The sequence below is a fragment of the Corynebacterium zhongnanshanii genome, assembly GCF_014490575.1.
GTDB classification, from domain to species: domain Bacteria; phylum Actinomycetota; class Actinomycetes; order Mycobacteriales; family Mycobacteriaceae; genus Corynebacterium; species Corynebacterium zhongnanshanii.
Genome location: NZ_CP061033.1, coordinates 1,708,533 through 1,727,558, shown reverse-complemented (window position 1 = coordinate 1,727,558; position 19,026 = coordinate 1,708,533). Strand labels below are relative to the sequence as shown.

The window sequence follows — 19,026 nt, the reverse complement described above, 5'->3', positions numbered from 1 at the left end:
CCAGAACAATCAGAGGGGTGCATTTTCCCCCATCCCGCGACGGCGTTCCCCGTGGCGACGTTCCCCGTGACGACGTGAAGCGTCGGCGTTGCCATGCCATCGCCGGTGTGATCGGCGCCGTTGCGGCAGTCGCGCTATCGGCAGGGGTGGGTGCCGCCGTCCAAAAGTACACGGGCTGGAACCAGGCGGACTGGGATCACCACATCAGCATCCAAGAGCCCGGCATGCTCCCGCCGCTGCAGCAGGCCGTGGGTGTGAAGGAAAGCGGACCGTCGGCGCAGGATATTCCCGTGCAGCTGCGCCTGGTGGATAATCCCCGACCGCTGGAGAACCTACCGGAACCGGGGCGCATCTCTGAGGTGCGGATCAACTCCGCGGGACTGGACCGGCGTTACCTCGTTTACGTTCCCGAGAACGCGCAGCGCACCGGCGCGGACATAGCCGATCCGCTTCCCCTGATCCTCACTTACCACGGCTACAACGAATCCCCGCAGGACATTTCCCGCTACTCCGGGATGGAGCGAGCCGGTGGGATCGTGGTCTACCCGCTGGGCGTCAAGAAGTCCTGGGCGGGTGCTCCCTACGCGAAAAGCACGAAGGAGCAGGACCAGTGGTTTACTCGGGACATCATCGACCAGATCGCGTCCACGTATCAGGTGGACAATAACCGCATATTCGCCGCCGGCATGTCCAACGGTGGCGGCTTCGTGTACGAGATGGCGTGCGACATGCCGGACATGTTTGCCGCGGTGGCGTCCGTGGCGGGCGCCTACTACACGGACACCTGGTCCGGCTGTGCCGGCCAGCAGGATGGCAACTCTGGCGGTGCGAACCCCCAGGACACTCAGTTCCCCCGGAACACGTCCATCCCGTTCCTGGAGATTCACGGCCGCCAGGACGACCGCATCAAGTACGAGGGTGGGCACCGCTACCGCACGGACTACCTGGCCGCGCCGAAGGCCACGGCGTTGTATGCACAGCGCTCAGGTTGCGAGGCCGCGCCCACCACCACCGCGGCAACGCCCCGTGTGTTGCGCACGCAGTGGACGAACTGCGCCGAGGGCAACGAGATCGTTCATCTTGCTATTACCGACGCCGGCCACGTCTGGCCTGGGGAAATCCAACAATTGAGCGGCGCCTCGGCCCTGGGGGATGCCCCGCAGGACACCACGGCGGTGACCGCCACCAGCGAGATCATCGCGTTTTTCACTCGCCATGGTCTGCAGAAGGCGCAGGGCTAAGACAGCCTACACGTCCAGTTCAATGTCATCCCACGGGGTGTGGGGGCTGCTCAGCCACGTCAACGCGTGCAGGCGCGCGCTGATAAAGCTGGACAGGGATGGGGTTTGTGGGTGCTCCACATCCCACCAGCGCATGCACGTGGAGTACTCCAGGTTGTCGGCCACCAGGTCCAGCTGTTGCATCGGCAGCTGAGAGGCATCCTTGCCCTCTCGATCCACGCTGCGCAGTGCCTTGCGCATGGCGGGGATGTTCGGCGTGTTGATCTCGCGGGGGGCTTGCAGCGTCAATCCCACAACCCAGCCCAGCGTTTCCGCCGCTGCAAAGGCGAAGTCCTGGCATGGCTGGGCGGCGTCGATCAGTTTGGGTCCATACGTCACGGGCTGCTCGACTTCGCCTGCATCGGCGGGTTGGGCGCGGCGGACGGCGTCGACGAAACTGCGTTCCTGGTCCGTGAGATGCGTGAACGTCCGCTTCGAGCCAGCCTCGATGGTCTCGAAGGGTACGCTCTTGCCCTCGGAGACGTGCTTGGCGATGGAGCCCAGCACGGACAGGGTGACGGCGCGGTTAAACACGCTTTCGGCGTCGCGCAGCAGCAGCTCATCTTCGCTCCACACGGCCGGCAGGTTCTGCGGAATCTTGATGCCTATGTTCCACAGGTCTCCACGGATGGTGCGCATCCTCACCATCGCGCTGCCTGGGCGGGGCGCGGTCACCGCGTTCGACCCGTACGCCACCTGGGGGTCCAGCAGGTCAACGCCGCGGGGGTCGCGCACGGAGAAATCGGGCATGACGAACACGGAGTTCGACGCCTCAGCCCACTCCCGAAAGACTTCCAAATCTTCCACGGTGAATGAGTCGGGCACCTCAAAGACGTAGTGGCAATGAGTGTTTCGAATGTGATTACGGGTGGCCAGCAGCGTGGCGGTCATCGTTCCTGCTCGTTCAAAGCCTTGGCGCAGGATGAAGTTCTCAAACTGGTAGAGGTGTTCGACTTCCTCGCGGGTGTCCGGGTCCGCTGCCGAGGCAGTGACGGCGCGGAAGCTGCTGGGCTCCAGCGGGAACCCGCCCACGGTGCGGGTGACGGTGGAGTAGGCGTTCAGAAAAGTGCTCATGGTTGTTGATGCTAGTGGATGCGCCGCCGGGGCATAAGGGGTTTGGTGAACGGCTGTGAAGAAAGGTGTAGAGCGCGGGGTGTAGGGGCAAGGGGTTAGAGTGGGTGCGTGACCACACCGCCATTTCACATTGTTTTTGACCAGCCGCAGATCCCCCAGAACACCGGCAACGCCATCCGCTTGGCCGCATGTACCGGCGCGGTGCTGCATCTGGCGCGCCCGTACCTATTCGACTTTCAGGACAAGAACTTGAAACGCGCCGGACTGGACTACCACGACCTGGCTGTTGTTGAGGAGCACGACAGCCTGGATGAGGTGCTGACTCAGCTGGCTGACCAGGGCGGAGCCCGGGTGTTTGCCTTTAGTTCGCATGCCACTACGCCGTTTACGGATGTGGAGTTTCAGGCGGGGGATGTGCTGCTGTTTGGCTGCGAATCGGATGGGTTATCCCAGGAGGCCTTGGCGGATCCACGGATCACTCAGCAGGTGAGGATTCCCATGCTTCCAGCCCGGCGCAGCATGAATCTGGCCAATTGTGCGTCCATCGCGGCTTATGAGGCGTGGCGTCAGCTGGGGTACCCCGGCGGGAGTTAACGCCCGGCTCGTGGAATAATTGTGGTCATGGCTGCAACCAAACTTGATGGAAAGATGTTCCGCGATGAGATTTTCGCGGATCTCGAACAGCGCGTCGCTGCGCTCAAGGACAAAGGCATTACCCCTGGCTTGGCCACGGTGCTGGTCGGCGATGACCCCGCCAGCCACTCCTACGTGCGCATGAAGCACAAGGACTGCGAGCAGATCGGCGTGAAGTCCATCCGCAAGGATCTGCCGGCGGACATCTCCCAGGAGGATCTTCACGCGGTGATCGACGAGCTGAACGCGGACCCCGAGGTCACGGGCTACATTGTGCAGCTTCCCCTGCCGAAGCACCTGGATGAGAACGCCGTGCTGGAGCGCATCGACCCTGCCAAGGATGCCGATGGCCTGCACCCCGTGAACCTGGGCAAGCTGGTGTTGAACGAGCCGGCACCCCTGCCGTGCACGCCCAACGGTGCGATCAGCCTGCTGCGTCGCTATGACATCCCGCTGGACGGCGCCAAGGTGGTCGTCATCGGCCGCGGCGTGACTGTGGGACGCCCCATCGGGCTGATGCTTACTCGCCGCAGCGAGAACGCCACCACCACGCTGTGTCACACGGGCACCCAGGATCTGGCGGCGGAGACCCGCAACGCCGACGTGATCGTCGCAGCTGCTGGCGTACCACACATGCTGACGGCGGACATGATTAAGCCAGGGGCGGCCATCTTGGACGTGGGAGTGTCCCGCGGCGAGGACGGCAAGCTGGCTGGCGACGTGGCCCCGGAGTGCTGGGATGTGGCCGGGTTTATTTCCCCGAACCCTGGCGGAGTGGGCCCGCTGACCCGTGCGTTCTTGGTGTCTAACGTAGTGGAGCGTGCCGAGCGCGCTACGCAGTAACGCGCGAGGGAAAGAGTTCGAGGTGTCATCGCACAAGGAGCAGCCGGAGCATCCGCATATTGGTAGTGCCCGTGCCCAACTGTTGGAGAACCCCCATGATCGGGCGGTTCCCGCATCTAAGTTGGGCAGCGGCCTCCAGCGGGCGTTGGTGTTTCTCTTTGTGGCGGCCCTGGTGGGGGTGGCAGTGCTGTTGCTGCTGGATCACTGGCGACGCGGCTCGATGCTGCTGAGCCTGGCGTTGGTGTACCTCGGGCTGATCCGCTGGGTGGTGGATTCCCGCATCATGGGGGTGTTGGCTGTGCGCTCGCGGAAGTTTGATTGCTGCTTCACGCTCAGCCTGGGAGTGATGATCGGCTTCTTGGCCTTGAGCGTGGACCCGCTGATTTAACCCAGCACAGGCCCAGCCCTACCAGCCCAGCACTACTCCACAGGCTTGGCGCTCAGCTGCTCCACTTTCCCCAGGAACTTCACCAGAATCTGCCCCATCTGGCGGCTTTCGATCAGGAAGCCATCGTGGCCGGTGGGGGAGGTGATCTTGGACAGCCCAATGAAGTCGCCCAGATTACGGGAGAGGTGTTCCTGCTGGTGCAGTGGGTACAGGATGTCCGTGTCCACGCCCACCACCATAGTCGGCACCTGGCTGGATCCCAACGCGGCGTTCATGCCGTTGCGTCCGCGCCCCACGTCGTGGCGGTTCAGAGCATCCGTCAGTACTGCATAGGTGCCGGGGTCGAAGCGCTTCTTCAAACGCTCGGCGTGCAGGTCCAGGTAGCTCTCCACGGCAAAGCGCTGGTCGGGGCTGCGGTAGGGGCCCAGGGGATTTTCGCCCACCTGTGGGTCGGTACCGAAGCGCTCGTCGATTTCCAGCTCACCGCGGTAGGTGAGGTGCGCGATGCGACGGGCCTGGCCCATGCCTTCGGAGGGGGTGAGCCCGGTGCCGTAGTAGTCTCCACCTTGCCAGTGCGGGTCCGCTTCGATGAAGCGGATCTGGGTGGATTGGATTCCGATCTGCCAGGCCGAGGCGCGGGCGGAGACCGCGATCGGCAGCGCCGCCAGCACCGTGTCCGGGTACATCAGCGTCCACTCCAGGGTGCGCGCCCCACCCATGGAGGCGCCGATGATGGCGTGGACCTGGGTGATGCCCAGAACGTCTAGCATCTTCTTCTCCGCGGTGACCATGTCGCGGATGGACAGGCCGGGGAAGCGTGAACCCCACGCCTTGCCGTCGGGGTGTGGGCTGCTGGGCCCTGTGGAGCCGTCGCAGCCGCCCAGGACGTTGGCGCAGAGCACCAGGTAGCGGTTTGTGTCGATGGGCTTGCCTTCTCCCACCATGTCTTCCCACCAGTCCACCACGTTGCCGTTGCCGGTCAGGGCGTGTTCCACCAGGATGATGGGCCGCTGGCGCAGATCGGTTCCGGGCAGCGGTCCTGCCGAAAACTCGGCGTAGTCCGCATCGCCCTCGGTCGCGGTGTAGAACGCGTGCAGTCGCAGGCTGACCTCGGGGATGGTCACACCGGCCTCGGTGACGAGGTCTCCGATGGCGATGTCCGTGTAGCCACCCGTGGCGGGGAGAAGATCGTAGTGCATGGGGGATCCTTAGGAGAGGCCTTATGAAATGGCGGCGAAGCCCTTGTCCAGGTCGGCGAGGATGTCCTCAATGTCCTCAATACCCACGGACAGGCGAACGGTGGCCTGGGAGATACCGGCGTTAGCCAGGTTCTCCTCCGTGGACTGAGAGTGCGTGGTGGAGGCCGGGTGCACCACCAGCGAGCGCACATCACCGATGTTCGCCAGGTTGGAGTGCAGCTGCAGGGCGTCGATGAACGCCCAGGCGGTGGCCTTCGGATCCTTGTCGCCGGTGTTGAGGTCGAAGGACAGGACGGACCCGGTGTACTCCAGGCCCAGCTTCTCCTTCACGCTGTACCAGGGGGAGCTTTCCAGACCAGCGTAGTTGACCGTGGCCACCTGCTCCTTGCCCTGGAGGTACTCCGCCACCTTCCGGGCGTTGGCGTTGTGCTGACGCACGCGCAGGCTCAGGGTGTCCAGGCCTTGCGCCACAACCCAGGCGTTGAAGGGGGACAGTGGGGCGCCGGTATCGCGCAGCAGGCCCGCGCGGGCCTTGAGACCGTAGGCGGTGGGGCCCAGGTCTGCGTATTTCAGGCCGTGGTAGGCGGGATCCGGGTTCACGAAGTCGGGGAACACGGGCTCGCCGTCTACCTCGACGGTCCAGTCGAAGGTGCCGCCGTCCACCAGGATGCCTCCGATGCCGGAGCCGTTGCCGGTGTAGAACTTGGTCAGGGACGCCACCACAATGTCCGCGCCCAGTTCCAGCGGGCGGGCCAGCACGGCCGTGGCGATGGTGTTGTCCACGATCAGCGGCACGTTGTGGCGGTGGGCAACCTCTGCGACGGCTGGGATGTCCAGCACGTCGGCCTGCGGGTTGGCGAAGGTCTCTCCGAAGAAGGCTTTGGTGTTGGGCTGTACTGCGGCGGCCCAGGACTCGGGGTCGTCAGGGTTGTCCACGAACGTGGTGGTGATGCCGAGCTTCGGCAGGGTTACCAGCAGCAGCGTTTCGGTGCCGCCGTACAGGCGGGGGCTGGCCACGATGTGGTCGCCGGAGCGGGCCAGGTTCAGAATGGCCGCGGTTTCGGCAGCCATTCCGGAGGCGAAGGCTACGGCGTATACGCCACCTTCGAGGTTGGCGATACGCTGCTCGACCACGTCCACGGTGGGGTTGGTTAGCCGAGTGTATATCGGGCCGGGGTCTTCCAGCGCGAAGCGTTGTTGCGCATGCTGGGCGTCGTTAAAAACGTAGCTGGAGGTGAAGTGTATGGGGAGGTTGCGCGCCCCCGTCTCGTCTACGCTCTGGCCGGCGTGGATTTGGCGGGTGGCAAAGCCCCAGTTGGACAGGTCATCATTGTTGTACTTAGGCATGTGACTAAGATTACGTCACCGAACCACCTAAAGTAAACCGCTCTGTCTATTTTTTTATTTTCGACGCCAAGTTTCCCCTGTTCGCACCCCCTCAACCAAACTGAACAGCTTGGTCTATTTTGGGGGTGCGCTGTGCGCGGCTAGCGCTTCAGATCGTCGATGATCTTGTTGAAGGTTGCCGACGGGCGCATCACGGCGCTGGCCTTCTCATCGGAGGGGCGGTAGTAGCCGCCGAGGTCGGCAGGGGAGCCCTGCTTCTCCTCCAGCTCAGCCGCGATGGTCTTCTCCTCGGCCTCCAGGGCCTCGGCCACGGGGGTGAAGATCTCCGCCAGTTCCTTGTCCTTGGTCTGCTCAGCCAACTCGCGAGCCCAGAACTTCGCCAGGTAGAAGTGGGAACCGCGGTTGTCGATCTCGCCCACCGAACGGGAGGGGGACTTGTCCTCGTTCAGCACGGACTCGGTCGCCGCGTCCAGGGCGTCGCCCAGGATCGGGGTGCGTGGGTTGTTGTCCGTCTCCTGCAGCTTGCGCAGAGACTCGGCCAGGGCCAGGAACTCTCCCAGGGAGTCCCAGCGCAGGTGGTTTTCCTCCTGGAGCTGCTGCACGTGCTTCGGGGCGGAGCCGCCGGCACCGGTTTCGAACAGTCCACCACCGGCGATCAGCGGAACCACGGACAGCATCTTGGCGGAGGTGCCCAGCTCCATGATGGGGAACAGGTCCGTCAGGTAGTCGCGCAGCACGTTACCGGTCACGGAGATCGTGTCCTCGCCCTTGCGGATGCGGTCCAGGGAGAACTGGCACGCCTCCTCTGGGGACATGATGCGGATGTCCAGGCCGTCCGTGTCGTGATCCTTCAGGTACTTCTTCACCTGGTCGGCCACGTTGCGGTCGTGAGCGCGCTGCGGATCCAGCCAGAACACCGCGGGAGCTCCGGTGGCAGCGGCGCGGGTTACGGCCAGCTTCACCCAGTCCTGCAGTGGGATGTCCTTGGTCTGGCATGCGCGCCAGATGTCTCCGGCCTCTACCTCGTGCTCCAGCAGTACGTCACCGGCGGAGTTCAGGACCTGGACGCGGCCGGCGTCGCTGATGCGGAAGGTCTTGTCGTGGGAGCCGTACTCCTCGGCCTTCTGTGCCATCAGACCCACGTTCGGCACGGAGCCCATGGTGGTGGGGTCGAAGGCGCCGTTCTTGCGGCAATCGTCGATGACCACCTGGTACAGGCCTGCGTAGGAGGAGTCCGGAAGGATAGCCAGGGTGTCCTCGGTCTCGTTGTTCTTGTTCCACATCTGGCCGCTGGTGCGGATCATGGCTGGCATGGAAGCGTCCACAATCACGTCGGATGGGACGTGGAGGTTGGTGATGCCCTTGTCTGAGTTCACCATGGCCAGGCGAGGGCCATCGGCCAGGGCCTTGTCGAAGGCCTCGCGGATCTCCTCGCCGTTGTCCAGGTCAGCCAGGCCGTCCAGGATCGCGGCCAGGCCATTCTCACCGTTCAGACCGGCCTTCATCAGCTCCTCGCCGTACTCGGCGTAGACATCGGAGAAGTAGGCGCGCACTGCGTGGCCGAAGATGATCGGATCGGAGACCTTCATCATCGTGGCCTTGAGGTGCACGGACAACAGCACGTCCTCCGCCTTCGCGCGGGACACCTGGGCGCGGAGGAAGGAATCCAAGGCCTCGGCGTTCAGCACGGTAGCGTCGATAATCTCCTGCTCCAGAACGGGAAGGGATTCCTTTAATACGTCGGTCTCACCATTCGGTTTCACCAGCTGAATTGTCAGGGTGTCCTCGGCGGGAATAATGACGGACTTCTCATTGTGGCGGAAGTCGTTGGCCTCCATGGTGGCCACGTTCGTCTTCGAGTCCGCGGACCACTCGCCCATGGAGTGAGGGTGCTTGCGGGCGAAGTTCTTCACCGCCCGCGGCGCGCGGCGGTCGGAGTTACCTTCGCGCAACACCGGGTTCACGGCAGAGCCCTTGACGGAGTCATAGCGGGCCTGGGCGTCCTTCTCTTCCTCCGTGGTGGCCTCGGAGGGGTAATCCGGGAGGTCGTATCCAGCGGCCTGCAGCTCGGCGATAGCGGCCTTGAGCTGCGGAATGGAGGCGGAAATGTTGGGAAGCTTGATGATGTTGGCATCAGGGGCCTTGGCGAGTTCGCCGAGTTCGGCGAGCGCATCGTTGACCTGTTGGTCCTCGGGAAGCGTGTCATTAAACGCTGCCAAGATGCGAGCAGCCAAAGAGATATCTCGCGTCTCGACCTCAACGCCAGTGGTGGAAGCGAAGGCCTCAACGATGGGCAACAAGGAGTAGGTTGCTAACAGTGGGGCTTCGTCGGTGCGAGTGTAAATGATCTTAGCCATTGGCTTGTGTCTCCCTAGCTATTGCGATTTTTCACGTTTACCTCACAACAATACGTCAAAAGACCAAACTGTGTATCTTACGGGTAGGGTTGGTGACTTGTCAGTAATATTCCGAAAGTTTTTATAACTATTTTTTAAGAGCATTTCCGAACTATCACGGGAGATACATCGAGATACATGGATAGCAATTCTTCCACCGCCAACACCCCCACGACCTCCCACACACCACGCCTGCGGCGGCGGCCCATCCCGCGCCAGACGGAGATGGGCCGTCGGCGTCGGATCATCACAATGATCGCCATGGCGTTGGGCGGGTTCGGCATCGGTACCACGGAATTCGTGGCGATGGGCCTGCTCAACCTGGTGGCCACGGACTTCGGCATCACCGAAGACCAGGCTGGGCATGCCATTTCCGCCTACGCACTGGGCGTGGTCGTGGGAGCCCCGCTGATTACAACGCTCACTGGATCCATTCCCCGTCGACGCCTAGCTCTCATCCTCATGGCCGCCTTCACCATCGGCAACGCCATGACGGTCTTTGCGCACTCCTATGAAGTCCTGCTGCTGTCCCGCTTCATCGCAGGCTTCCCGCACGGCGCCTACTTCTCCGTCACCGCCCTCATCGCCGCTTCCATGGCGCCGGAGGGCAAGCGCGGAAAGTCCATCGCCCTGGTGTCCATGGGCCTGTCCGTGGCCACCGTCATCGGCGTGCCTATCGCCCAATGGCTCGGCGTGCGCTTTGGCTGGAACACCGCGTTCCTCATGGTGGCCATTATTGGACTGGTGACCTTCACAGCCCTGTGGTTCACCGTCCCGCACATGACCCTCATGCCCAAGACCAAGCCCCTCACTGAACTGGGCGCGCTCGTCAACAGCCAGGTGCTGTTCACCCTGGCCATCGGCACAGTCGGCTTTGGCGGCATGTTCGCGGTGTACACCTACATCACCTGGACCCTGACGGAAAATGCCGGCTTCTCCGCCGACAAGATCTGGATCGCGCTGATGACCTACGGCATCGGCATGATGCTCGGCACCTACGTGGGTGGCCTGCTCGCCGACCGCAACCTGGAGTACACGATCTTAAGCACGCTGCTGTTTTTGATCGTGGTGCTCAGCGCGTTCTACTTCACCTCGCACAACGCGTTCGCGGGCATCGTGAACTTCGGCGTGATCGCCTTCGGTGGATCGGCGCTGGTGCCCAGCCTCCAAACGCGCCTGATGGACGTGGCTGGGGACGCCCAGACGCTGGCCGCGGCCCTGAACCACTCCGCGCTGAACGCGGCCAACGCCACCGGTGCCGCAGTCGGTGGCGCGGTGATCGCCGCGGGCCTGGGCTACTCTACCCCGGCGCTGGCTGGTGCCGTGATGGCGTTCTGTGGCGCGCTGATCTGGATCCCCGCCTTCCTGTTGCGCCGCAAGCACGGCGACAAAGCCAAGACACTTGCTGTGTAGGGCCACCGCGTTATGCTGGGGCATATGTCTGAACAAGCTGCTACTTATGGTTCGTTACGCACGCCGGCGTCGGATTCATTGACGGTCGCGACGGTCAACGTCAATGGCATCCGCGCGGCGGCCAAGGTCCGCAACGAGAACAACCACGGCATTCTGCCCTGGCTGGAGGACACGCCCGCGGACGTGGTGCTGCTGCAGGAGGTCCGGGCGGACCAGGATCAGGCCCACAAGGCACTTGGCCCTGCGCTGGACGCGGGCTGGCACCTGGAGCTCGCGCCGGCAGCCGCGAAGGGCCGCGCCGGGGTGGGTATCCTCTCCCGCCGCGAGCTGAGCGACGTGCGCGTGGGCTTTAGCGAGAAGGGCCACGCGGGCGCCGAGGAGTTCGATGATGCCGGTCGTTTCCTCAGCGCCGCCGTGGACACCAGCTTCGGCCCGGTTCGTGTGGCAAGCCTGTACCTGCCCAGCGGCAGCGTAGGCAGCGAAAAGCAGGACGAGAAGTACCGTTTCCTGGACAGCTTCTCCGAGTACCTGCATGACTACGCCACGGAGGCCGAATCCGGCACGGAGCTGGAGATGGTGGTCGGCGGCGACTGGAACATTTGCCACAGCCGCGCCGACCTGAAGAACTGGCGCGGCAACCGCGCGAAATCTGGATTCCTCCCCGACGAGCGCGCCTTCCTGGACAACCTGGTGGGTACCTTCCCGCATGCAGCCACCCAGATCGGCGACGAGCTGGACTTCGGCGCCAAGGGCAACCCCGGCGGCGTGCCCGGCCACTTCTTCGGGGCCGTGGACTACCAGCCCAGCGAGGCCGCCACGAAACGCCTGCACGACGGCGCGGCACAGTACCCGAAATGGTTCGACGTGCACCGCCGGATCTGCCCCGAGGAATCCGGGCCGTACTCGTGGTGGACGTGGCGCGGCCAGGCCTTTAACAACGACGCCGGCTGGCGTATCGACCTACAGCTCGCCACGTCCGAGCTTGCGCAGCGCGGAATCTCGGCCGCCAACGCCGCCGTGGACAAGGCCGCCACGGTGGAGGAGCGGTGGTCCGATCACTCCCCAGTTCTCATCGAATACGCGGCGAGCTGATGCTGAGCGTCCTCTACGTCATTGGAATCACCGCTGAGGCGATGACCGCTGCCTTGGCGGCGGGCCGGCAACGCATGGACATCTTTGGCGTGATGATGATCGCTGCCGTCACTGCCTTCGGTGGGGGTGTGGTCAGGGATGTGCTGCTGGACCACTACCCGATGCGGTGGGTCGCCGAGCCGATCTACCTGGTGATCGTGTTGGCGGCGGCGTTGCTGACGGTGCTCGCCAGCTTCCTGATGGACTATTTCCGAACCATCTTCCTGGTGCTGGACGCCATCGGCCTGTCGGCGTTTTCCGTGCTGGGTACGCAGGTGGCCATGTCCTTAGGTCACGGCCTGCTGATCGCGATCGTGGCCGCGGTGGTTACCGGCGTGTTCGGTGGAATCCTGCGCGATATTTTCTGCGACCGTGTGCCGTTGGTGTTCTCTGAGGAACTGTATGCCAGCGTGGCGATCGTGGCGGCGTGCCTGTACTTCGGGCTGGTGACCTTCACCGGCAGCACGCAGCTTGCAGTGATGGTGACGCTGGTGGTGGCGATTGTGCTGCGCCTGCTGGCGATTTACTACAACATCTCCCTGCCGGTCTTCGAGTACCAGGACAAGGAGTACCAGCGGGATCCCGCCGGGCGCCTGACGCTGTGGGTGCTCAATAAAGCCGGTGTTCGCCGGCGTGTGCGCAAGAAGCGGACGATCACCAATAGGCGTGGGAATCGGCGTGACCGAGGGGAGTAAAGTAGTTCAGCATGAGCAACCCCGACGCAGCCGAAGGTACAGCACCAGTGAAGAAGCAGCGAGTCGTCTCTGGCTTGCAACCCACCAGCGATTCCTACCACTTGGGTAACTACCTGGGAGCGGTGAAGCAGTTCATCCAACTGCAGGATGACTACGAGGCGTTTTACTTCATCCCTGACCAGCACGCCATCACGGTGCCGGGCTACAACCCCAAGGATCTGCGCACCCGCACGCTGGCGGGTGCGGCCCAGCTGCTGGCTTTGGGCATTGACCCGGAGCGCTCCACTCTGTTCGTGCAGTCGCACGTACCTGAGCACGCGCAGCTGGCCTGGGTACTCATGTGCATCACGGGGGACGGGGAAGCCCGCCGCATGACGCAGTTCAAGGACAAGTCCGCCAAGCAGGGCAATGACAACACCACCTCGGGCCTGTACGCCTACCCCATGCTGATGGCGGCAGACATCCTGCTGTACCGCCCACACCTGGTGCCGGTGGGTGAGGATCAGCGCCAGCACCTGGAGCTGACCCGCAACCTGGCCGAACGCTTTAACTCCCGCTACAAGAAGACCTTCGTGGTGCCGGAAGGGTTCATCCCCGAGGGAGCCTCCAAGATCTACGACCTGCAAAACCCCACCGCCAAGATGTCCAAGTCCACGGATAATCCCAAGGGACTCATCAACCTCTTGGATGATCCGAAGGTCTCCGCCAAGCGCATCCGCTCGGCCGTGACGGACAACGATGGTGAGATCCGCTACGACAAGGAACAGAAGCCGGGTGTGTCCAACCTTCTGGTGATCCAGTCGGCGATGTCTGGCAAGACCATTGAGGAGATCGTGGCCGGCTACCAGAACTCCGGTGCCGGATACGGCGACCTGAAAAAGGACACGGCCGAGGTGCTGGAAGAGTTCTGCGGACCGCTGCGCGCGTCCTTTGACGAGTACATGAACGACCGTGCGGAGCTGGAGCGCGTGCTGGCGCGGGGAGCGGAACGCGCACGTGAGATCGCCTCCAAGACGGTGGAGCAGGTCTACGAGCGGGTAGGGTTCCTCGCCGGCCAATAGGCCTGTGTGAGTGAGCCCGCTCGGGCGTCCCCAGTCTTCCTCGCCGATCCGTCGCCCCGCTTTAGGGTATTTTCGTTAGAGATGTAGCTTTTTAGAGCGATTGTGTATTTCTAGCGTTTTTGAGAGGACCCGTTTTCCCTATGCCCACGCACACCACAACCGGCCCGGCGAAGGAATCTTTGGATGACTACGGAGTGGAGCGCACGCGTCAAGATGAACCCGCAGCCCTAGAGAAGTACCGCGAGAAGTGGCCGTGGTTCGACCACGTCATGCGGATGCAGGAACGCTACACCGATCAGGGCGGCAACCAGTTCGCCGCCGGCATTACCTACTTCTCTGTACTGTCCATGTTCCCACTGCTCATGCTGGTGCTGGCCATCACCCTGATGGTCCTGGCCGGTAACCAAGAGATGATGGATAGCGTGACGGAGAAGATCTCCTCCATGGGCGAAGGCGGCATGGGGGACACGGTGAACTCCATCGTGGAACAGGCCACCGAGCAGGCCGGATCCATCTTCTCCATCGGTCTGCTCTTGGCTCTGTGGACGGGCCTGAGCTGGATTGGAAACCTGCGCATGGGCGCATCCTCCATGTGGAAGGTCTCCGGAACCGCCGATAACTTCATCAAGGGCAAGCTGTCCGACCTGATTGTGCTCATTGGCCTGCTGATCGCCCTGATCGTTGCGTTTGCCGTCACCACCATTGGTAACTCCGGTTTGACGCTCCACCTGCTGGACCTGGTGGGTCTGCAGGACATCCCCGGCATCCGGTACATCACCTTCGGTGTGGCCTTGGTGGTTGGTTTGCTGGCCAACTTCGTGGTGTTCACGTGGATGCTGGGCTCCCTGCCACGCGTCAAGACTCACCGCAAGTCCGTCTTCAAGGCAGCGGTGATCGGTGCCGTGGCTTTCGAGGTCTTCAAGCAGTTCGCCACGATGTTCTTCTCCAACGCGCTGAGCAATCCCGCCGGCGCGGCCTTCGGACCGATCATCGGTCTGATGGTGCTGATGTACTTCATCTGGCGCATCACCCTGTACTGCTCCGCATGGGCAGCCACCACCCCAGAATCTCTGGCGCTTCTGCCACCCGCCGTGCCGTCCGCCGCGGTCATCCGCGTGCGCCAGGAAGTGCGTACCGGTTCTAACGACTCCGTGCGCGCCGGGCTTGTGGGATCGGGCGCTGCCATTGGCGTGCTGATGGGCGGAGCCCTGGGCATGCTGCTGGGCGGACGTAAGAAGTAGCCCAGAGAACTAGCCCTTGTAGAATGGTCAGTCATGATTGATCCCAACGTGATTGCACAGCTTCCCAAGGTAGAACTCCACGACCACCTGGACGGCGGGCTCCGCCCGGCAACCATCGTGGAGCTGGCCGAGAAGATCGGCTACCAGCTGCCCACCACCGATCCCGAAGAATTGGAACAGTGGTTCTACGACGCAGCGAACTCGGGGGATCTGCCCACCTACCTCACCACCTTCGACCACACCACCGCGGTGATGCAGACCGAGGAGTCGCTGGTGCGCGTGACGCGGGAGGCCGTGGAAGACCTGGCTGCGGACAACGTGGTCTATGCAGAGCTGCGCTACGCCCCAGAGCAGCACCTATCCGAGGGGCTGTCCCTGCAGCAGGTGGTGGACGCCACCGTTCAGGGCGTGAAGGAAGGCGAGCGCCTGGTTGCAGAGCGCGGCGGCCAGATCCACGTCCGCTTGATCCTGTGCGCCATGCGCCACGCGGATCGCTCCGCAGAGATCGCCCAGCTGACCGTGGACAACTACGGCCCACATTCCCCAGGCGAAGGCTATGTGGTGGGATTCGACATCGCCGGAGCAGAGTTCGGATTCCCACCGTCCAAGCATGCCGAAGCCTTCCAGATCCTGCGGGAGAACCTGGTTCCGTTCACTATTCATGGAGGTGAAGCGGACGGCGTCGAATCATTAAAGGACGCACTGGGACAGGGAGCACGACGCATCGGTCACGGCGTACGGGTCTACGAGGATTTCGAGGCGACGATGAGCGGCATCGAATTGGGTCCCGTTGCGCGATTCATGCGCGATCAGCAGATTCTTCTGGAGGTATGTCCTACGTCGAATACGCAAACGGGAGTGTGCGATACCATCGCCGACCACCCATTTAATTTGCTCTACGATATGGGATTTAATCTCTCTATTAATACGGATAATCGCCTGGTTTCTGGAACCACTATGACCCAGGAATATGTGCGTTTGGCTGAGGATTTCGATTTCGAATATTGGCAATTCCTGGAATTCACCACGAATGCTCTGGATGCAGCCTGGGCAGATCAGGATCTGAAGCAGCACCTGCTGCGCGAGGTGATTTATCCAGCGTTCGCGGAGCTCGGGTTGGGTGCTTCTGCTGAGGATGAGGACGCGGACGACCAGCACGCTCACACCCACTCCCACGTGTCCCATGGTCTGAAGGGATTGCACGGCGCGCCTGCGTTGGGCGAGGAGGACGTGGAGCTGTCCATGGAGACGCTGAAGGCGGAATTGGAAACGCTGGGATTGAGCCTGGACGATGACGTTGAGTCCGACGAGGACAAGTAACGCGCACAAAAAGCCCGCTGAGGGTATCTGAATCGTTTTAGATAGTCCTGATGTAGTTTGACTAGCAGCTATGAGCTGCGAAAAACTACTTCCCGTGGACTGTGCAACAAAGAGAATAAAGGCCGTGGGCGCGGTGATCCTCGCCGGCGTCCTGTCCTTGGCCGCGGGATGCTCCGCCACCGGCGGGAAGCAAGCAAAAGAAGCCGCAGGCATCACCGGCGGAGGAGTGGACACTCCCCGCTACACCGTGGCCATGATTAGCCACGGCGCACCGGGGGACACCTTCTGGGACCTGGTGCGCGCCGGCGCGGAGGACGCCGCGAAGAAAAACAACCTGGAGCTGCGCTACTCCAGCAACCCCCAGGCGCCCGAGCAGGCGAACCTCGTGCAAAACGCGATCGACTCCCACGTGGACGGCATCGCTCTGACCCTGCCCAACGCCGACGCGCTCGGCCCCGTCGCGCGCAAGGCCGCACAGGACAACATCACCACGGTGGGGCTGAACGCCGGCATGAGCGACTACAGCAAGTACGGCATCTCTGCCTTCTTCGGGCAGGACGAAACCGTTTCCGGGAAAGCAGCAGGGGAGCGCCTGGCGAAAGAAAAGGCCCGCAAGGTGCTGTGCGTGATCCACGAGCAGGGTAACTCCTCCCAGGAGTCCCGGTGCGCTGGCGTGAAGAAGGGGCTGGGTAGCGCCGGCTCCATGGAGATCCTCTACGTCAACGGGATGGATCTGACCAGCGTGGAATCCACGGTGGAGGCAAAGCTTGCCCAGGACAAGAGCGTGGACTGGATCATGGGCCTGCAGGCGCCCGTGGCGATGACCGCGCAGAAGGCAGCGGACGCCGCCGGATCCCAGGCGAAGGTTGCCACGTTCGATACGGACTCCGCCCTTGTGAACGCCATCCAGCAGGGAAAGATTGCCTTCGCGATCGACCAGCAGCCCTACCTGCAGGGATACATGGCCATCGACGCCCTATGGCTGGCGAAGCGTAACGGCTCCATGCCGGGCGGCGGGCAGCCCGTCTACACCGGCCCCAGCTTCATCGATCAGTCCAACGTGGACACCATCGCCGACGCAGCACAGGCGGGGTTGCGATGACACTCAAAAACATGACGGTCACCGTGCTGAAACGTCCGGAGTTCACCAGCGTTCTGGGTGCGGTGGCGATTTTCATTCTGTTCATGATCGTGGCTGAGCCTTTCCGCCAGCTCTCAGCAGTGGCCACCGTGCTGTATTCGGCCTCCACCATCGGCATCATTGCCGTGGCGGTGGGGCTGCTGATGATCGGCGATGAGTTCGACCTCTCCTCTGGCGTGGCAGTGACCACCTCCGCGCTGGCGGCGACGATGCTGAACTACAACTTTGGCTTAAAGTCCTGGGTGGGCGTGTTCCTGTCCCTGCTCATCGCCCTGGCCATTGGCGCGTTCAACGGCTACATGGTCACGCGCACGGGCATTGCCAGCTTCCTGATTACGCTGTCCGTGTTCTTGGGCCTGCAGGGCATCAACCTGGCGGTCACCAAACTGGTGACCGGCCAGGTGGCCACTCCGTCCATTGCGGACATGGAAGGCTTTAACTCCGCACGGGCGGTCTTTGCCTCCTCCCTGACGATCGGTGGGGTAGAGGTCAAGATCACGGTGCTGTGGTGGCTGCTATTCGTGGCGATTGCATCCTTTGTGCTGTTTAAGACGCGCTTTGGTAACTGGATCTTCGCCGTCGGTGGTGACGCGGAAGCCGCCCGCGCCGTGGGCGTTCCCGTACGCCGGGTGAAGATCATCCTGTTCATGTTGGTCGGCTTCGCCACCTGGTTTGTGGGTATGCACAACCTCTTCGCCTTCGATTCCATTCAGGCCGGGCAGGGCGTGGGCAATGAGTTCATCTACATCATCGCGGCCGTGATCGGCGGCTGCTCCATGACCGGTGGCCGAGGAACCGCCATTGGCACAGCCGTGGGCGCCCTCATTTTCGGCATGACTAGCCAGGGTATTGTCTATGCCGGCTGGAACCCCGATTGGTTCAAGTTCTTCTTAGGCGCGATGCTGCTCTTTGCTGTGCTGACCAATAACTCCGTTTCTAAGTTCACCAAGGAGCGCAAATGAGTGACCACAACACGGCAGCGCCCGCCAACCCAGAGGCAGCATCCGCGAACTCCGAGGCCATTGTCCAACTAGTGGGCGTGGATAAAGCTTATGGGGATATCTCAATCCTGAAGGACATTAATCTCACTATTATTCCCGGCCAGGTGACGTGCGTGCTGGGAGATAACGGCGCGGGTAAATCCACGCTGATTAAAATCCTGGCCGGCCGCCACCCCCACAGCGCGGGCCAGCTTCTGGTGGATGGAGAAGAAGTCCACTTTAAGAGTCCGAAAGATTCCCTGGACCGCGGAATCGCCACGGTTTACCAGGACCTGGCGGTGGTGGGGCAGATGTCCGTGTGGCGCAATTTCTTCCTCGGCCAGGAACTCACCGGCCGCTTCGGAACTCTCAAGGCCGATCAGATGCGCCGCATTGCCGCCGACGAGCTGAAGAAGATGGGCATCGACCTTCCCAACGTGGACATGGAGATCGCGAACCTGTCCGGCGGCCAGCGCCAGGTGGTAGCGATCGCCCGCGCCTTGTACTTCGGCGCGCGGGTGCTGATCCTGGATGAGCCCACCGCGGCGCTCGGCGTGAAGCAATCCGGCATGGTGCTGCGGTTTGTGAAGGCCGCGGCGGATCGCGGCGTGGCCGTCATCCTCATCACCCACAACCCGCACCATGCCCATCTGGTGGGGCACCATTTCGTGCTATTAAATATGGGCCGCCAGACGCTGGACGCCAGCTACACCGACGTGACCCTGGAGCAGCTCACCCTGGAGATGGCCGGCGGCGGGGAATTGGATACTTTGTCCCACGAACTAGAACACTAGCCGTAGTGGATTTCGGTGACGATATCGCCGGATTGTGTGCTGCTGCGGCGGTGACCGGTGGGGGGTAATGCTCGGATCCTTAAGAACGAG

The 19,026-nt window shown here is 62.7% G+C and carries 17 protein-coding genes; 13 read left to right on the top strand and 4 right to left on the bottom strand.

Annotated features, from left to right (window positions below):
• Positions 1-17: 17 nt before the first annotated feature.
• Positions 18-1,241 carry a CE1 family esterase gene (locus IAU67_RS07725; protein ID WP_151842095.1) on the top strand — a complete coding sequence of 408 codons (1,224 nt, stop codon included), beginning with the start codon at positions 18-20 and terminating at the stop codon, positions 1,239-1,241.
• A 6-nt stretch (positions 1,242-1,247) separates the two neighbouring features.
• Here IAU67_RS07725 and IAU67_RS07720 read toward each other — a convergent pair whose 3' ends face one another.
• Positions 1,248-2,354, bottom strand: a complete 1,107-nt coding sequence (locus IAU67_RS07720; RefSeq protein WP_187767885.1) for a DUF4272 domain-containing protein — start codon at positions 2,352-2,354, stop codon at positions 1,248-1,250.
• Between the two features lie 108 nt (positions 2,355-2,462).
• Between IAU67_RS07720 and IAU67_RS07715 the strand changes: the two genes are divergently transcribed.
• Genes IAU67_RS07715 through IAU67_RS07705 form a run of 3 tightly spaced genes read left to right on the top strand, consistent with a single transcriptional unit; the run spans position 2,463 to position 4,218 of the window.
• Positions 2,463-2,948 carry a tRNA (cytidine(34)-2'-O)-methyltransferase gene (locus IAU67_RS07715; protein WP_151842093.1) on the top strand — a complete coding sequence of 162 codons (486 nt, stop codon included), beginning with the start codon at positions 2,463-2,465 and terminating at the stop codon, positions 2,946-2,948.
• 27 nt (positions 2,949-2,975) lie between these two features.
• Positions 2,976-3,830 (top strand): bifunctional methylenetetrahydrofolate dehydrogenase/methenyltetrahydrofolate cyclohydrolase, encoded by an 855-nt coding sequence (locus tag IAU67_RS07710; RefSeq protein ID WP_151842092.1) that lies wholly within the window; start codon positions 2,976-2,978, stop codon positions 3,828-3,830.
• A 22-nt stretch (positions 3,831-3,852) separates the two neighbouring features.
• Entirely contained in the window at positions 3,853-4,218 is a 366-nt protein-coding gene (locus IAU67_RS07705; RefSeq protein WP_225723483.1) for a DUF3017 domain-containing protein, read from the top strand.
• Positions 4,219-4,250: 32 nt separating this feature from the next.
• Here the strand turns inward: IAU67_RS07705 and metX are convergent, their stop codons facing one another.
• The 3 genes from metX to IAU67_RS07690 form a co-directional block, all read right to left on the bottom strand.
• Positions 4,251-5,417, bottom strand: coding sequence for a homoserine O-acetyltransferase MetX (metX, locus tag IAU67_RS07700; protein ID WP_151842091.1), 1,167 nt, complete (start codon positions 5,415-5,417; stop codon positions 4,251-4,253).
• A 21-nt stretch (positions 5,418-5,438) separates the two neighbouring features.
• Positions 5,439-6,764, bottom strand: a complete 1,326-nt coding sequence (locus IAU67_RS07695) for an O-acetylhomoserine/O-acetylserine sulfhydrylase (protein WP_151842090.1) — start codon at positions 6,762-6,764, stop codon at positions 5,439-5,441.
• Positions 6,765-6,904: 140 nt separating this feature from the next.
• Positions 6,905-9,121: an NADP-dependent isocitrate dehydrogenase gene (locus tag IAU67_RS07690; RefSeq protein WP_151842089.1), complete on the bottom strand. Its 2,217-nt coding sequence runs from the start codon at positions 9,119-9,121 to the stop codon at positions 6,905-6,907.
• Between the two features lie 177 nt (positions 9,122-9,298).
• On the opposite strand from IAU67_RS07690, the gene IAU67_RS07685 reads away from it, so the two are divergent.
• The 9 genes from IAU67_RS07685 to IAU67_RS07645 all read left to right on the top strand — a co-directional run bounded on the left by IAU67_RS07685 (position 9,299) and on the right by IAU67_RS07645 (position 18,936).
• Positions 9,299-10,573: an MFS transporter gene (locus IAU67_RS07685; protein WP_151842088.1), complete on the top strand. Its 1,275-nt coding sequence runs from the start codon at positions 9,299-9,301 to the stop codon at positions 10,571-10,573.
• A 24-nt stretch (positions 10,574-10,597) separates the two neighbouring features.
• Complete coding sequence (locus IAU67_RS07680; RefSeq protein ID WP_151842087.1) at positions 10,598-11,665, top strand: exodeoxyribonuclease III; 1,068 nt, start codon at positions 10,598-10,600, stop codon at positions 11,663-11,665.
• Positions 11,665-12,399: a trimeric intracellular cation channel family protein gene (locus IAU67_RS07675; RefSeq protein WP_151842086.1), complete on the top strand. Its 735-nt coding sequence runs from the start codon at positions 11,665-11,667 to the stop codon at positions 12,397-12,399. Before IAU67_RS07680 ends, IAU67_RS07675 begins: the two co-directional genes overlap by 1 nt.
• Before the next feature lie 11 nt (positions 12,400-12,410).
• Positions 12,411-13,460, top strand: coding sequence for a tryptophan--tRNA ligase (gene trpS / locus IAU67_RS07670; RefSeq protein ID WP_151842085.1), 1,050 nt, complete (start codon positions 12,411-12,413; stop codon positions 13,458-13,460).
• Positions 13,461-13,600: 140 nt separating this feature from the next.
• On the top strand, positions 13,601-14,701 hold the full coding sequence (locus tag IAU67_RS07665) for a YhjD/YihY/BrkB family envelope integrity protein (RefSeq protein WP_151842084.1): 1,101 nt from the start codon (positions 13,601-13,603) through the stop codon (positions 14,699-14,701).
• A 33-nt stretch (positions 14,702-14,734) separates the two neighbouring features.
• Positions 14,735-16,021: an adenosine deaminase gene (locus tag IAU67_RS07660; protein ID WP_151842083.1), complete on the top strand. Its 1,287-nt coding sequence runs from the start codon at positions 14,735-14,737 to the stop codon at positions 16,019-16,021.
• Positions 16,022-16,091: 70 nt separating this feature from the next.
• Positions 16,092-17,123 (top strand): substrate-binding domain-containing protein, encoded by a 1,032-nt coding sequence (locus IAU67_RS07655; protein ID WP_151842082.1) that lies wholly within the window; start codon positions 16,092-16,094, stop codon positions 17,121-17,123.
• Positions 17,120-18,124: an ABC transporter permease gene (locus tag IAU67_RS07650; RefSeq protein WP_225733019.1), complete on the top strand. Its 1,005-nt coding sequence runs from the start codon at positions 17,120-17,122 to the stop codon at positions 18,122-18,124. Before IAU67_RS07655 ends, IAU67_RS07650 begins: the two co-directional genes overlap by 4 nt.
• Complete coding sequence (locus IAU67_RS07645; protein ID WP_151842081.1) at positions 18,121-18,936, top strand: ATP-binding cassette domain-containing protein; 816 nt, start codon at positions 18,121-18,123, stop codon at positions 18,934-18,936. Before IAU67_RS07650 ends, IAU67_RS07645 begins: the two co-directional genes overlap by 4 nt.
• Positions 18,937-19,026 lie beyond the last annotated feature (90 nt).

Excerpts from the sequence above, each read along its gene's own strand:
- IAU67_RS07720 (WP_187767885.1), bottom strand. The coding sequence starts at position 2,354 with ATGAGCACTTTTCTGAACGCCTACTCCACCGTCACCCGCACCGTGGGC.
- IAU67_RS07710 (WP_151842092.1), top strand. The coding sequence starts at position 2,976 with ATGGCTGCAACCAAACTTGATGGAAAGATGTTCCGCGATGAGATTTTC.
- metX (WP_151842091.1), bottom strand. The coding sequence starts at position 5,417 with ATGCACTACGATCTTCTCCCCGCCACGGGTGGCTACACGGACATCGCC.
- IAU67_RS07695 (WP_151842090.1), bottom strand. The coding sequence starts at position 6,764 with ATGCCTAAGTACAACAATGATGACCTGTCCAACTGGGGCTTTGCCACC.
- IAU67_RS07690 (WP_151842089.1), bottom strand. The coding sequence starts at position 9,121 with ATGGCTAAGATCATTTACACTCGCACCGACGAAGCCCCACTGTTAGCA.
- IAU67_RS07685 (WP_151842088.1), top strand. The coding sequence starts at position 9,299 with ATGGATAGCAATTCTTCCACCGCCAACACCCCCACGACCTCCCACACA.
- IAU67_RS07680 (WP_151842087.1), top strand. The coding sequence starts at position 10,598 with ATGTCTGAACAAGCTGCTACTTATGGTTCGTTACGCACGCCGGCGTCG.
- IAU67_RS07675 (WP_151842086.1), top strand. The coding sequence starts at position 11,665 with ATGCTGAGCGTCCTCTACGTCATTGGAATCACCGCTGAGGCGATGACC.
- trpS (WP_151842085.1), top strand. The coding sequence starts at position 12,411 with ATGAGCAACCCCGACGCAGCCGAAGGTACAGCACCAGTGAAGAAGCAG.
- IAU67_RS07665 (WP_151842084.1), top strand. The coding sequence starts at position 13,601 with ATGCCCACGCACACCACAACCGGCCCGGCGAAGGAATCTTTGGATGAC.
- IAU67_RS07660 (WP_151842083.1), top strand. The coding sequence starts at position 14,735 with ATGATTGATCCCAACGTGATTGCACAGCTTCCCAAGGTAGAACTCCAC.
- IAU67_RS07655 (WP_151842082.1), top strand. The coding sequence starts at position 16,092 with ATGAGCTGCGAAAAACTACTTCCCGTGGACTGTGCAACAAAGAGAATA.
- IAU67_RS07650 (WP_225733019.1), top strand. The coding sequence starts at position 17,120 with ATGACACTCAAAAACATGACGGTCACCGTGCTGAAACGTCCGGAGTTC.
- IAU67_RS07645 (WP_151842081.1), top strand. The coding sequence starts at position 18,121 with ATGAGTGACCACAACACGGCAGCGCCCGCCAACCCAGAGGCAGCATCC.